The sequence below is a fragment of the Nitrospira sp. genome (assembly GCA_015709715.1).
Lineage (GTDB): Bacteria > Nitrospirota > Nitrospiria > Nitrospirales > Nitrospiraceae > Nitrospira_A.
The window spans coordinates 280,117-294,518 of the sequence record CP054184.1; the positions used below are offsets into that span (position 1 = coordinate 280,117).

15 protein-coding genes are annotated in these 14,402 nt (G+C 60.2%); all 15 read right to left on the reverse strand.

Annotated features, from left to right (window positions below):
- Positions 1-60 precede the first annotated feature (60 nt).
- Positions 61-951, reverse strand: a complete 891-nt coding sequence (gene flgL, locus HRU82_01250; GenBank protein ID QOJ33658.1) for a flagellar hook-associated protein FlgL — start codon at positions 949-951, stop codon at positions 61-63.
- Between the two features lie 26 nt (positions 952-977).
- A complete protein-coding gene (flgK, locus tag HRU82_01255) occupies positions 978-2,372 on the reverse strand; it encodes a flagellar hook-associated protein FlgK (protein QOJ33659.1) in 1,395 nt (464 codons plus the stop codon).
- A 10-nt stretch (positions 2,373-2,382) separates the two neighbouring features.
- Positions 2,383-2,832, reverse strand: a complete 450-nt coding sequence (locus HRU82_01260) for a flagellar protein FlgN (protein ID QOJ33660.1) — start codon at positions 2,830-2,832, stop codon at positions 2,383-2,385.
- A gap of 70 nt (positions 2,833-2,902) precedes the next feature.
- The gene (flgM, locus tag HRU82_01265; GenBank protein QOJ33661.1) at positions 2,903-3,208 is read right to left on the reverse strand and encodes a flagellar biosynthesis anti-sigma factor FlgM; all 306 of its coding nucleotides are present in this window, start codon (positions 3,206-3,208) and stop codon (positions 2,903-2,905) included.
- Positions 3,209-3,313: 105 nt separating this feature from the next.
- Positions 3,314-3,646: a rod-binding protein gene (locus HRU82_01270; protein QOJ33662.1), complete on the reverse strand. Its 333-nt coding sequence runs from the start codon at positions 3,644-3,646 to the stop codon at positions 3,314-3,316.
- 18 nt (positions 3,647-3,664) lie between these two features.
- Complete coding sequence (locus HRU82_01275; GenBank protein QOJ37072.1) at positions 3,665-4,777, reverse strand: flagellar basal body P-ring protein FlgI; 1,113 nt, start codon at positions 4,775-4,777, stop codon at positions 3,665-3,667.
- 238 nt (positions 4,778-5,015) lie between these two features.
- Positions 5,016-5,600 carry a flagellar basal body L-ring protein FlgH gene (locus HRU82_01280; protein ID QOJ33663.1) on the reverse strand — a complete coding sequence of 195 codons (585 nt, stop codon included), beginning with the start codon at positions 5,598-5,600 and terminating at the stop codon, positions 5,016-5,018.
- Between the two features lie 118 nt (positions 5,601-5,718).
- Positions 5,719-6,516, reverse strand: coding sequence for a flagellar basal body P-ring formation protein FlgA (gene flgA / locus HRU82_01285; protein QOJ33664.1), 798 nt, complete (start codon positions 6,514-6,516; stop codon positions 5,719-5,721).
- A 31-nt stretch (positions 6,517-6,547) separates the two neighbouring features.
- The gene (gene flgG / locus HRU82_01290) at positions 6,548-7,339 is read right to left on the reverse strand and encodes a flagellar basal-body rod protein FlgG (GenBank protein ID QOJ33665.1); all 792 of its coding nucleotides are present in this window, start codon (positions 7,337-7,339) and stop codon (positions 6,548-6,550) included.
- An 8-nt stretch (positions 7,340-7,347) separates the two neighbouring features.
- Positions 7,348-8,118 carry a flagellar basal-body rod protein FlgF gene (gene flgF, locus HRU82_01295; GenBank protein QOJ33666.1) on the reverse strand — a complete coding sequence of 257 codons (771 nt, stop codon included), beginning with the start codon at positions 8,116-8,118 and terminating at the stop codon, positions 7,348-7,350.
- A gap of 271 nt (positions 8,119-8,389) precedes the next feature.
- Positions 8,390-9,256, reverse strand: a complete 867-nt coding sequence (locus tag HRU82_01300) for a GGDEF domain-containing protein (GenBank protein QOJ33667.1) — start codon at positions 9,254-9,256, stop codon at positions 8,390-8,392.
- A gap of 112 nt (positions 9,257-9,368) precedes the next feature.
- The gene (locus tag HRU82_01305; protein QOJ33668.1) at positions 9,369-10,130 is read right to left on the reverse strand and encodes a FliA/WhiG family RNA polymerase sigma factor; all 762 of its coding nucleotides are present in this window, start codon (positions 10,128-10,130) and stop codon (positions 9,369-9,371) included.
- A 19-nt stretch (positions 10,131-10,149) separates the two neighbouring features.
- Complete coding sequence (locus HRU82_01310; GenBank protein QOJ33669.1) at positions 10,150-11,016, reverse strand: MinD/ParA family protein; 867 nt, start codon at positions 11,014-11,016, stop codon at positions 10,150-10,152.
- Between the two features lie 17 nt (positions 11,017-11,033).
- Positions 11,034-12,272, reverse strand: a complete 1,239-nt coding sequence (gene flhF / locus HRU82_01315) for a flagellar biosynthesis protein FlhF (protein ID QOJ33670.1) — start codon at positions 12,270-12,272, stop codon at positions 11,034-11,036.
- Positions 12,269-14,377 (reverse strand): flagellar biosynthesis protein FlhA, encoded by a 2,109-nt coding sequence (flhA, locus tag HRU82_01320; GenBank protein ID QOJ33671.1) that lies wholly within the window; start codon positions 14,375-14,377, stop codon positions 12,269-12,271. The genes flhF and flhA overlap by 4 nt, the downstream gene beginning before the upstream one ends.
- Positions 14,378-14,402 lie beyond the last annotated feature (25 nt).

Genomic DNA, 14,402 nt, shown 5'->3' on the forward strand with positions numbered 1-14,402 from the left:
CTTGGCTTGGAAACGAGTCTATCGTCTTATCGGCTCCGCACGGCGGGACTTGAGAATCGCCTACCGAAGATAGTTGAGGAGCGACGTATCGAAGATTCTGGCAAATGCCTGACTCGCAGCATTGACCGCCACCTCCTGCAGGCGAAGGCGACTGATGGCCGCTGCCAGGTCTGCATCCTGGTTGTCGGAAATCGACTTCGATATCGTCAGGGTTGCCGTATCCAAGGCATCTCTTGTGACCTGGAGCCGATTGGCCAACGCGCCGACGGTACCCTGCGTTTCGCTGATCTGGGCCGTCGCGAGATCCAAATTCCCCAGACCATCCTGGATTCCGTTACGATCGTTACTCTCCAGCGCCGTCAACAGATCACGCAGTGAGTTGAAAATATTCGTGGCAGATCCCGTGAAGATACTGCTACCCGGAAGGAGAATTTGAACGGTTTGATTCGGACTGACGGCAATGGACTGCGTCTCGGCATTGCCCTGGTAGGCCACGGTATCGCCGGAGGTGATCACAAAGGGGCTTACGTCGCTCTCCGTCCCCCCGAAGATGGCCTGTCCGGCAACTTCCGTATTTCCCAGCTGAACCAATTGGCGCTGAAGCTGCCGTACTTCCTTCGCGATTGTCTCCCGGCCTTCCGGAGACGTCGTATCGCTGCCGGCTTGAATGGTCAGTTCGCGAATCCTGGTGATCAGATTCTGAACCTGCCCCAGCGCCTGATCGGCCGCATCGACGCGCGCACGGCCGAAATCGATGTTGCGGATCCATTGAGTCGTCTGGGACAGCGCTGATTTATCCAGCACGATCTGACCGAACGCACTCGGGTCGTCGGAGGGATGAGACACCCGGCGTTGACTGGAAATCTGTTCCTGCGCGTTCAGACTTTGAAGACGGGCTCGCTGGAGATTGCCGAGCAGGTTGCTATAGATCTGTTGGTCCGCGACCCTCATGGTAAGTATGCCTCGTTTCGATTCGGTTAACGCTTGAGCGTCAGAATGGCTTGTAACATTTCGTCGCTTGTCGTGATCAATTTAGACGCGGCTTCGAAAGCGCGTTGATACTTCAGCAGGCTGATCAACTCCTCATCCATTGACACACCCGACACCTGTGCTCGATGCGCGAGCAACTGATCGTTCAAGATCTCCTGGCCTTCCAAATCACGTTTGGTTCCTTGAAGGGTGGCACCAAAACTCCCTGCCAGGGCGCTGTAATATTCTTGGAACGTGGCATTACCCAATCCCGCTAAGGTGCTGTCTTGCAAGCCTGCGACCGCGAGGGCGTTGACATTGTTTCCTGGAACGCCGGCGGCCGTAGACGAGGCGGCGACCTGCCGCCGATCTGTGAGCGCCACGCCGATGGTTGCAGCCGTAGTGCCTGTCGCGGTGAAGAAGTCCTGTGTGGTGGATCCATCTAATCCGTAGCCTGCACGGTGCTGGGTATTCACCTGGCTCACGAGTTGTGATGCGAGCGTATCGAGCGAGCTTTGGAGCGAGGCCGCCGTCGTGTCCCGGGCATCAATCCACCCCTTCAGTCGGCCGCCGCTGATGACACCTGTGAGGTCGGTATTTGCACCGCTGCCGTTGTCGTACTGAACATCCGAAAGACCGCTGTTGGTGATGTCGGCGACGCCCGCCAATCGAAAGGCGGTTTGCTGCGTCACCAACACTTGACCGACTCCCACAAACACGCTGACTTGACCGTCCGACTCTTCCAGCGTGGAAATGTCCACCAATTCCGCCAAGTCGTTGAGGTATCGGCCGCGCTGGTCGCGCAAATCGTTCGCCTGTTGGCCGCTGACCTCTGCCAGTTTGATTTTTCCGTTGAGATCGGCAATCTGACCGGCCAATGTATTGATATCCGCAATGCCTCGCAGGATTTGGCCGTCAAGCGAATTTCGATGCGCCGATAATTGCGTGGCGGCCTGGTTGAGCCGCTTGGCGACCACATCCGCCTTCGACAGCAGCACCGTCCGACTCGTCAGGTCGGCGGGATTCGTCGCCACATCCTGCCACGCTTGAAAGAAGTCGTTCAGGCTGGCAGCGATGCCTTGATCGTTGGAATCGGCAAAGACCGTCTGAATTTGGGTGAGGGCATTCTGAGACGCGCTGAACTGCCCGAGACGTTCCCGGGAGGTCAAGAGTTGCGCTTCGACGAAGGTATCGATCGAACGGCGAATCTGCGTCGCCACGACCCCTGTTCCCAACTGGCCGGGGATTGCATCTTCCGGTATGCCCTCTGCCAAAACGATCTCCTGACGAGAGTAGCCGGGGGTATTGACGTTCGAGAGGTTCTGGCCTGTGACGGCCAAAGCCCGTTGAAAGGTCGCCAATGCATTCGCGCCCATTCCGAGCAACCCATTCAAGCCTGGCATACGCCCTCTCCTACCCTCTCATTCCTATGCGACCGCCCATCGCCGGCACCGCGACACCAGAGGACGAATACAACTCCGCGGAGCCGGAACTACGTTGCCACGCGCGTAACGCCCCTTGAAGAAACTCCAGCGACTGCTCGACCAGGCCGGCATTCAGGCGATTCAAGCGATCGGTCTCCTCGACGGCAGCCAGCAGCTTTGCCAATAGGGCTTCGGTCACCGCCGAGGAGCCCTTCCCATCCTGTTCGGATTGCTGCACGCGGCGGCCCCCTTCCAGTTCCCGTAACTCTTCCAGGAGTTGCGCCTTCTTCATCGTGACCTGGGTGAACTCGCTGAAGGACAACGTCCGAATCGCTTGCTGCTCCCGGCGCAGCAGCGTTTGAAAGGCAATCACCTTGTCGTAGAGGCGAGAGAGGAGGGACTGGGTTTCCAATCGTCGGCTGGACTCTGTGGTCGACACCTTTCGCCTCCTCGGAGGTAGGCCTGGAGCGTGAGCGCCACCAAGAGCCGGCGACGGTATGAAGCAACACCTACAAGACGAAGTCCGTCAACACGTTGCGGATCATCGCATCGGCAACTTTTTTCCCGTCGACGTTGTAGGTTCCGCCTTCCACGGACTCTTGAATATGCTTGACCCTGGCGTCACGATCCGCATCCGGCTGCTCGGCTACAGCCCGCAGGCGTTGCAGTTCCTTGGCTTCTTCAGAAATCTGTACCCGGTCTTGCTTTTCGGTATTCTGAGACACCGTCTTCTTCTGCTGTGTCCGTTCAGTCTCCTGAACGCCCAACAAGACCTTCGCGAGATCCGCCGCCCGGCCGTTTCCTGAGATCTCCATGGCGTACTCCCCTCCCAGATTCCTAATGGCACCCTATAGGAGCCTGTCCCCTGGTCGACTCCTTTATCGGTACCGGAGGGCGAAACTTGAGAATCAGGCGGCAATTTAGAAGTTTTTTTCTGCGTAGGCATCGATGTAGGCCGTCAAGCCGATCCCTCCCGCCTCCGAGGCCAAACGGGATAACTCCTGGTCATAAAAGGAGTACCAGACTTCCTCACCCTTGCGATCCAATAACCCCTTCGGCACCGTCGCCCTCATCTCCTTCATCAAGTGCCCGATAAAGTAGGCCTCAAACTCCTGGCCGGCCTTATGGAGTTCCGCACGGGCGGCCTCGCCGGCCCCTGCCATTCCGCTGAGGAGGTTGTGGCGGTTCAACGTTTGCAGGGCTACCGCATCAAAAGCTTCCAACTGTCGTGAGACGACGTTCTTGATGTCCATCCCGATCAACCGCCTCTGTTAGACAATTTCCAGGTTCGCTTGAAGTGCCCCGGCGGCCCGCAAGGCCGACAGGATTGCCACGAGGTCACGAGGGGTCACCCCGACGGCATTCAGAGCTCGGACGACGTCACCCAGCGTCACGGTCTGATCCACGACTACCAGCCGGGACTCTTGTTCTTTCACCTCGGTTTGAACATCCGGAGTCACGGTCGTTTGCCCCATGGTCGATCCAATAATTGGCGCAGGAGGCTGCGAGACGTTGAGGGTGTTCTTAACCGAAATCGTTAGGTTTCCGTGAGATATCGCACAAGTCGAGAGCCGGACATGTTCTCCGAGGACGACCGTGCCGGTGCGTTCGTTCACGACAACTTTGGCTGCCACATCAACAGTGACGTCCAACCCTTCCATGGTCGCGATGTATTCCACGACACGTCCTTGAAAGGTAGTCGGCAAGGCTGCCTTGACGAGCCCGGCGTTCACTGGCACCGCCGTTCCCTTCCCGAAAGTGCCGTCGATCGCTTCGGCTGTACGGATGGCAGTCGTAAAGTCCGGGTGACGCAAGAGCACAGACACCGAATCCCACGAATCAATGTCCACAACCAGTTCTTTTTCCACGATTGCGCCGGCGGGAACCACACCGGCGGCCTGGTGATTTTTCGTGACGGTCGCTCCACCTGCTCCACCGACGCCGCCTAAGAATCCACCGATCGAAACCGGCCCCTGGGCGACGGCGAACACCTGCTGGTTCGGCGCCTTGAGAGGCGTCAGCAGCAAGGTCCCGCCTTGGAGACTCTTCGCATTCGCCATGGAGGAGACGACCGCATCGAGCGTCATCCCGGGCTTCACGAACGGCGGCAGTTTGGCCGTGACCATGACTGAGGCGATATTGCGCGTCAGCAACTGGATGGGGTCGATGACCAGATTGATCCCCATTTTGTTCAACATGGACATCATGGCCTGAATGGTGAACTGACCACCGATGACCTGGTCACCGGTCCGATCCAGACCCACCACCAAGCCGTAGCCGATCAGCTGGTTTTCACGGACCCCCTCGATGGTCGCCACATCCTTCACGCGCACGGCTTCCGCCCAGGAAGCCGTCAGCAGCGACAGCATGAGGAAGGCCGCCATCCCGACGAAGGCGCGACGAAACCAGGTGCCGGCTTGTTGCCGTTCCGGCTGCTTGCGCTGTGGCGTCGGGAGCGGGGACGACCAATGGCGAGGCAATGATTCCGGATCCAGATCGGCCGTGCGCACCACACCGCTGGCCAGCATCAAGCGAAAACATTGTATGATCAGCTGTTGCTGCTCTTTTCGTTGTGTCGACATCTCGCGCCGTCCTCCCGCCGATTCGCCGATTCCCGACTGTTCAAAAGGGATAGATCCAGTCCAAGACCCTGACCAGCCAGCCGGGCCGCTGCACATCATCCACTACGCCCAACCCGGAATATTCAATCTTGGCATCGGCAATCGCGCTGGACTGAACCGTGTTCTTCGTATTCACGTCCACCCGGCGGACAATGCCGCCGATCGTCATAATCTGCCGTTCCGAGTTCACCGTGACCTCGCGGCGCCCTTCGATCCGCAGGTCTCCATTCGGCAAGACTTCCGTGACGATGGCCGAGATGGTACCGGTCAACGTATCCTCTCGACTTGTCGCCCCCTTGCCGCCGAACTTGTTGGTCGCGCTCGCATCAATGCCCAATCCGCGACGTGCTTCGCCTCCGAGCCTGATCCCAGGCAAGCCGATGTACCCCACGCCGCTCCCACTCAAACTATTGGTGATGCTGGAATCGCGCTCCGCATTCGTATCGGCGCTCTTGGAGCCCTTGTGTTTTTCCACGATCGAAATCGTGATCACGTCCCCCACCCGCATAGCACGAAGGTCTTCGTACAGATAGGCACGCCCGTTCTCCTCTTGCCACAGCGACCCTACGGTTTTCGGTGGAGGCATTTTGGGTACCTCCACCTTTTGTTGCTTCGCACTCGGTGACGAAGAGCAGGCGGCCACCGCACCGATCATCAGACAGCAGACGGCGGCGGCGAAGCGTCGAGACCTAGAATGCTTGCCGTCAGAAATTGACACGCACCACCCCCGCTCCGACCACGATTGCCTGAAGGTCCTTGCCCGAGTCCACGTTGGACACCGTGATCGTTTGGCCGACTTCGCCATGGGATTTCGTCACGCCGACCGTTTGGATCGAGAGCCCTCCCTGCCGGGCTTCGATCGTGACCCGGTCCCCCTTACGCACGACAAAGGGGCGGCGAACAGCCGTGATTCGGATAGGGCTTTGGGGGGACAACGGCCTCGCAGCGGCCTTTCCAATCACATCGGTGGGGTTCGTCACGAATGCCTGCTTCAGGTCGAACAACACCATTTGATCCGTGCCGACATCTTCCGCCTCGATCACCTCATCCGTCTTGATCAGCCGATTCGTGACCACCACTTCCACTACCGCCGCAATGTCCGCCGTCGCTTCGACGGTCTTCGCCAACCGCCCATTGACCAGCAACTGAATCTGAAACAGCCGCCTCCCCAGGGGCTCCTCAGACCGGCCGGCGCCGACCTTCACTTCAACCATGCCGGGCGGCAGGACTACCGGCTGTTGGGGCTCCCCCAGCGTGACCTGGCAGTCGACCACTCGTCCGGCAAGCTCCCGCATCACGTGGCGATGGATGGCAGCCTGGATCTGCTCGGGCGCGACGATTCGTTTGCCGCGCGCCGACGGAACCGTGTGAATGGTCTGAGCCAAGGCAGTCTGGACCATCCCGGTGGGCGGCTCCGCCCTCCGTTCTCCCGCCGACACCGGCGCGATTCCACCGGCCAGCAGCCCAACCGTCATCGCGATCATTGTTGCGAGTCGAATCACGGTGTCGTCCTTTACGTCCTATGCCCTCGCCTTACCGCCGCAGATTGTTGGCGATCTGCATCATTTCGTCGGAGGCTTGGATGGTCTTGGAGTTAATTTCGTAGCTCCGTTGAGCGATGATCATATTGACCATCTCCTCAGCGAGATTGACGTTGGAGCTTTCCAAAAACCCTTGCTGCAACGTCCCGAACCCTGTCGAGAATCCGCCCGTTCCCTGTAGAGGAGGACCGGATGCGAAACTGTCGAGAAAGAGGTTATTCCCCATCGACACCAGCCCCGAGGGGTTGTCGAAGCGCACCAACTGGATCTGCCCCACCTGCGAAGCCTGCGTGACCCCGGGGAGGAGCACCGACACCGTGCCGTCCTGGCCGATGTCGAGCTTCAACGCGCCCGATGGAATGGTGATGACCGGCGTCAATTGATCACCGTCGCCCGTGACCAAGTTTCCCACGTTATCGCGCTTGAACGAGCCGCTGCGGGTATACATGATGGTCCCGTCCGGTCTCGCCACCTGGAAAAATCCGGGTCCATCGATGGCGAGGTCGAGCTCGTTGTTGGTCTGGCGCATATTGCCTTGCAGCCATTCCTTGGCCACCGTGATGGGCCGTACACCGGCTCCGATCTGCACACCCACGGGAAAGACCCCGACGTTCGACGCGTTGGTACCGGGCAACCGCTGAATCTGATACAGCAGGTCGGCAAATTCGGCGCGACTGCGTTTGAACGCATTCGTGTTGACGTTCGCCAAGTTGTGGGCGATCGTGTCCACATTCAGTTGTTGCGCGGTCATGCCCGTCGCCGCAGTCCACATGGCACGAATCATACGTCCTCCTACTGCACCCGACCCAGATCCTGGATCGCCGTTTCGGTCATGCGATCGAGCGTCTGAATCAATTTCTGCGCCGATTCATAGCTGCGCATGCCTTCGATCATCTTCACCATTTCACTGAGTGAATTGACGTTCGACTCTTCGATGTGTCCGGACTGCACCTGTGTCGTGGTGGCCACCTTCGGCCGGCCGCCGGCAAACAATCCGTTCGCGGACTTTTGGGGCATCTGGTTTTCGGGGAACTCCACCAACTTGATCGTACCGATCGAGTTCCCGTCCACCTGGATCGTGCCTTGAGCGTTGATCTGCACCGTGCCCGGCGGCACTTTCAGTTCGCCCTTCGTTCCCATCACGACCTGTCCTTGGTTGGTGACCAGCCGGCGCTGGTTGTCCAGCGAGAACATGCCGTTGCGAGTGTAGCGAGTGCCCTCGGCCGTCTTCACCTCAAAGAATCCGTTGCCCTGAATGGCCAGATCCAAGGGATTCCCCGTAATGCGGGTTCTTCCCGGCTCAAAGGCCGTGCGCACGCCATGCGGTTCGGCGAAGACCCGTTCTGTTGGACCGGAAGGACGGGACAGGATCGCGGAGGCCAGTCCTCCATTCGAAGACGGACCGACGGCACCGGCGCTGACTTGCGCGAAGAGTCCGCGGAAGCCCTGTTGATCCTGTTTGAACCCGGTGGTATTGACGTTCGCCAAATTATTGGCGAACACCTGCATCTGTTTTTCCTGCGCCACGGCACCGGAGAGTATGGGATAGATGGCTCTGTTCATGGGTTGGCTTCTTTCCTCTCGTGCTCGCAGTAGAGATAGCAATGCACATGCCATGAGCGTCCACTGCATCATCGCCACTGGTCTCGCTCCGTCAGCGAGCACAAGGCCTTGTGATTATTGCGCGCGGCTCTTTTTGTCGAGCCAGGAGGAAATCTGGAAGGATCATGAATGAGACGGCGACGTTTGAGACAAGCGGGCCTGAGGGGAAGTCTTTGCCGCAGAAGAAGGAAAGTTCTGCCGAGTGGCAGGGACCACAGGAAAGGAGAATGCGTCAGGCCGCGATGACGGAGGCAGCCGCCGGCTGTGCGATGGTCACTGCCCCGTTGAGCCCATAGACCACGTACCCATCTGCGCGGGCGATCGCCGCAGCTTGGAGCGCGGCCCGTACCGTGGCGCGGCCGTCAGTTCCATCTTGCGGACAGAAGCCGATGCCGACACGGGCCATGCACTGACTCTCAACGCCTTCCATGGTAAACGGGAGGGAAACCACGAATTGAATTTTCTTCGCGATGGCCACCAGCTCATGCTCGGATCTCACCTGATCAAGCAGCACCCCAAAAACTCGCTTGCCTAGCCGCCCCACCCCATCGGTCGATTTCAAAGCGCTTTTCACACGAGCCGCCTGGACCCGAACAAACAGAGCGGCGTGGGCAGACTCCTCCCATGCCGGTCCCGTGACCTCCGTCAGGTCGATCACCAACACGGCCACCTGCGCGCCGGGCATCCGGCTTCTCCCGATCGCCTGATTCACCTCTGACGTAAACAGACGGGTCATCGGCAAGCCCGTCACCGAATCGTACGCCTGCCGGTCGTCGGCGCCCGACCCATTCCAGTCGGTTTCCTGTTCATCCATCCGACCTCCGGTGGCGGACATCAGTAGAATAAGGCAGGCGACGGCAATGATCAGGGCCAACGCGGCGAGCCAGGCCTCATCCAGCACTCCGACGAAGGGAAGATGGCTGAGTCCATTGAAGGCCACGGCCCAATAGAGCCCGGCGCCCCCGCAGGTAGTTGTCACGAGGAGTCCGAACCTGAGCCATTCTGCCGCTCGCTCCTCCACTTGGGCGGAAGGAGTCGCGTGCAGGCGCTCTGGCTGCCGAGCTGTAGCGTGAGGGACACGCGCCGCGCGAGGCTTCATACCGCCTGATAGTGGATGGAGATGGATCTGTCGAGAGGGGTATCGGCAGGAGGAAAGGAAAACTGAAGGCAAGCGGACAGGGGCGATCGCCAGGCGCGATCGCCCCATCGCTTCAGGCGTCGACCAGTTGCAGCCTGGCCTTGAGATGGATGATGGCCTTCGAATGAATTTGGCACACCCGCGACTCCGTCACACGGAGCATGGTGCCGATCTCCTTCATCGTGAGTTCTTCGAAGTAATACAGGGACAACACCATACGTTCTTTCTCGGGCAATTCCTGAATGGCCGACTCGAGCACATGCCGGGAGCGCTCACTGACCAACACCGCCAACGGATCGGGCTGGTTCGGGTCGGTCAGCGCCCCCAAGATCTTCTGCCCGTCCGTGTCGTGCACGCCCAAATCATCCAAGCTGATGACCACCGCGCCGCGCGAACGCGTGAGAAACTCCTCCAACTCCTCGATGGACATCTTCAATTCCTTCGCAACTTCCTGATCCGTGGGCGGGCGTCCCAGTCGGTTGAGCAACTCCCCATAGGTCTTCTGCAACAAGGTGATGCGTTCATGCACCGAACGGGGGACCCAATCCATGGAGCGGATCTCGTCGAGCATCGCGCCGCGGATACGGAACTCCGCATAGGTCTTGAATTTGGCTTCGCGTGTCGGATCGTACTTATCCATCGCGTCCATCAGCCCGATGATGCCGACGGAGATCAGATCCTCTGCATCCATATAGGCCGGCAGACGAAAGGCCAAGCGATGGGCCATCGCCTTGACGACATGCGCGAACTCCTGAATGACCCGTTCACGATCCCCTTCGGCAATCGCTTTGCGAGGAACACTCTTCGCAACGGCTGTCTTGCGAGTATCCATCATGGGCCGGCATTCCTTTCAGTCAATGCGTCCGCAGCAGTTGCTGCCAGAGGAACTGGACGGTGCCCTTGGGCAACGCCGGTGGCGTCAAGCGCGCGACCGCCTCGGTCAGGTCCCGGAACGCGCGGCTCGCCGGCGCGTGGGGATATTGATCGATCACAGCCCGTTGCTGAGACACGGCCATGGGCACGTAATCATCGGAGGGAATGGCCCCCAGGTAGTGCACCGAGATGTGGAGAAAGCGGCTGACCGCCAATTCGAGTTTCCGAAACACCCGGGCGGCATCTTTCGGGGACTTGGCCATGTTCACGAGAACGTAGAACCGACGCTCTCGATATTGCCGCAGCAAGACCTTCATGAGGGCATAGGCATCGGTCAGCGAGGTGGGTTCCGGTGACACCACCACCACAATCGACTGGGCCGCCGCCGCGAAATAGGTCACCGTCGAGGAAATACCCGCTCCCGTATCGATCAAGAGGACATCCATCCTCGACGCCAACCGCTCCAACTCCTCCTGCAAGATGACTTGCTGGCTCTCCGTCAGGGTCGTCAGTTGGGAAATGCCCGTGCTCGCCGGCAGCACCACGATCCCCTTCGGGCCGGTCAACGCAATCTCCTCCAAGCGGCAGGTGCCCGCCAGCACATGTTCCAACGTGTACTTGGGCGTCAGCCCCAGCAGAATGTCGATATTGCCCAACCCGAGATCCGCATCGAGCACCAGCACACGTTTGCCCGTCTGCGCCAACGCGATGGCCGTATTGGCCACGACGTTCGTCTTCCCCACGCCACCTTTTCCGCTGGTTACGGTGATGACCTGGGTGCGGGAGGGAATGACGTTCTCTTCGCGGTCCTTGGTCTGCGAGTCCAGCGTGTCCGGCTGCATCGTCATCGTCGTTCCCCTCTTGTTCAACTGCGATCCGTCTGGAAGGCCCTGGTACCGGACGTGGGCTCCGGTACGATCTGTTGATCCCATGGACGATGTGACGTATTGCCGGGAGAACGCACTCGCCCGCCCAACAATAGGTCGCCCAAGCGGTCGACGTGAGCCGCCATGAGATCGTCCGGCACGCGCTGGCCGACTCCCCAGTACGAGAGGGGGACACCGGTGCGATGGCTGGTCTCGAAAATCCCGCCGTAGCCGCTCGTTTCATCCAGCTTCGTAAAAAGCAATCGCAAGGCCGGCAGGTCCACGCATCGGCTTGCGCTCACGACAAGGTCCGGCACACGAGTGCTGGCCGCCAACACCAGGTGGACCTCGATGGGAAGGTCCTCCTGCAACAGCCCGCGCCATCGTTGGTCGGCGATGGGCTCGTAGGGACCGAACCCCGGCGTGTCGATCAAGACCAACTCGGCCTCGCGCGCCTCTCTGATGGCGGCGCGCGCTTCTTCACAGGACCCGGCCACCGCCAGATGGATGCCCAGCACATCCGCATACAGACGGAGTTGCTCCACCGCGGCTGGCCGGTAGGTGTCCATGGTGATCAGGGCCAGACTGCGCTGTTCGACGATGCCATACTTGGTGGCAAGTTTGGCAATGGTCGCGGTCTTCCCCACCCCGCTCGGTCCCACGAAGAGTGCGATTTTTTGGTCGCCTCCCGCCCCCAGCAAGGGCCCGGCCGTCCTCACCTTCGCCAAGAGCACGGTGCGCAACAACTGCAGCGACGAACTGGAACGTGATGCGCCCGGCTCAATCAGGGTCGCCTGCAACTCGCGGAGGCAAGATTCCGCCGTAGCCTGTTCGACCCCCTGCGACAGTAAATCTTCATAGACCCGTTGAAAGGAGTAGACCGTTCCCCGTTCGCCTGCGCCCTCCGCATGGGACAGGGCTCGCACCGCAGAGGATTGCTCCATCGCTCCTTGCAGGGTCTTCTGGAAACGGGTCTCGTCCTTCGGCAAGGTTGGCGGCTGTGCGAGCAGAGCGGGAGCGGCGTCGTCCTGTCCCAGCAGCGGCGCAGGATCGGGCACGACCGCATCGTCTTCGACGGCCGCCATCACCTCCAGCACCGACCCGCCCAACAAACCGAACCCGTTGTCCCAGGAACGAATGCGCTTGGTAGACAAAATCACCGCGTCAGGCCCGAGCGTTTCCTTGATGGAGCGAATGGCGTCATGCATCGACTTCACATGGAACGTCCGCACCTTCATGCCAAGCTCCTCGTCTCACCGGCATCCAACTCGAGGCGAACCGTTTCAATCGCCTGCAATCGCACCACGGTATCCACTTCGTTCAACCCCAGCACCGGAACCGAATGCAGGATTCGGTCCGTGAGCCGGCGCAGGTGCCGCCGCAACGACGGAGAACAGAGGATGACCGGTTGATGCCCGCGCCCGACCATACGCTCCGCGGCTTGCTTCAAAGCAGCGAGCAGTTTTTGTGCCACCATGGGATCCGGAATCCATTGATTCCCCTGTGCCGTGGAATTGGCTTGATCGGCCAAGGTGCGGTCCAGACGCGGGTCTAACCCAATGATCGGTAGTGACCCGTCCGGCGCGAGGTATTGACGAGTGATGGTGCGTCCGAGCGATTGCCTGGCAACCTCTGTCAAAATTTCGGCATCTTTCGTCGTCGGCGCATGGTCGGCAATAGTTTCCAGGATGGTCCGCAGGTCTCGGATCGGCACACCTTCCCGCAGCAGATTCGCGAGGACCCTGACGAGGGTACCCAGAGGAATCAGATTAGGCACGACTTCCTCAACCAGTTTGGGGTGATTTTTACCCAGCTGATCCAGCAGACCCTGCACTTCCTGCCGCCCGAGGAGTTCATGCGCATGGCGTTTGATGAGTTCCGAGAGATGGGTCGCCACGGCCGAGCCCGGATCGACGACCGTATACCCGGCGATTTGCGCCTGCTCACGCGCCTGCTCCGGCACCCACAGAGCGGGCAATCCGAAGGCTGGCTCTTTGGTCGGGAGCCCATGCACGGCACCGCGCTGTGCGGTGCCGGGATCGATGGCGAGCACGTGGGCCGGCATCACCTCCGACTTGGCCAGTTCCACTCCCTTTAACAACACCGCATACTCATTCGGCCGCAGTTGGAGGTTGTCGCGAATATGGATCGGCGGCAGGACGAAGCCCATTTGTTCAGCGAACTGCCGGCGCAGGCCCTTGATGCGGTCGAGGAGCGCGCCGGTCTGTCCGGCATCCACCAACCCGATGAGGCCGTACCCGACTTGGACTTCCATGAGATCCAACGGGGTCACTTGCGTGGTGGGTTCTTCGGCCTTGGCTTGCGGGGCCGCCTGTGCCGGCGCGGCCTCCGCCGCCTTCTGCTGTTCATTCATTTGGTAGGCCATCCAGGCTGTCAGCCCACCCAGTGCCAGGAAGGCCACGTGCGGAAGACCGGGAACCAGGCCCAACGTCAGAAGAATCCCCGCCGCCGTGCCGATGGCTTTCGGTGAGATCAACACCTGACGGGTGATTTCGAACCCGAGATTGACTTCGGACGCGGCGCGCGTGATGACGATACCGGCGGCGGTGGACACGATGAGGGCCGGGACCTGCGCCACCAGCCCTTCGCCGACGGTGAGCAACGTATAGGTTTGCGCCGCGGCCGCCAAGGTCAGTCCCTGCTGCAGGACACCGATAGTCAGACCGCCCAGAATGTTGACGAGGGTGATGACCACGGCGGCGATGGCGTCGCCGCGCACGAACTTGCTGGCACCGTCCATCGCTCCGTAGAAGTCCGCCTCCTGCGCAATGTCCTTTCGGCGCTGCCGGGCCTCCGCGTCATTGATGAGGCCGGCATTCAAATCGGCGTCGATACTCATCTGTTTGCCAGGCATCGCATCCAACGTGAAGCGCGCCGCGACTTCGGCGACACGCCCGGCACCCTTCGTGATGACGACGAAGTTGATGATGACCAGTATGATGAACACGACCAGGCCCACCGTGTAGTTACCGCCCACGACGAAGTTGCCGAATGCCCGGATGACTTCACCCGCCGCCGCCACCCCCTCGTTCCCGTGCAACAGAATTAGTCGAGTCGAAGCGATGTTCAGCGCCAGGCGCAGGAGCGTCACCATCAGGAGGATGGATGGGAAGACCGAGAATTCCAGCGGCCGACGCACCTGCATGCCGACCAGTAGGATGATGATCGACAGGGTGATGTTGAAGCTCAACAGCAGGTCGAGAAAGAATCGCGGCAACGGGATCAGCATCACCATGAGGATGCCGACCACGCCCACGGACATGAGAATGTCCGGGTGTTTCACCAGGGAGGTGGAAGGAACCGACGTCGCCCCTTTGCTCATGACCGCTCCATCGTACAATCCGTCA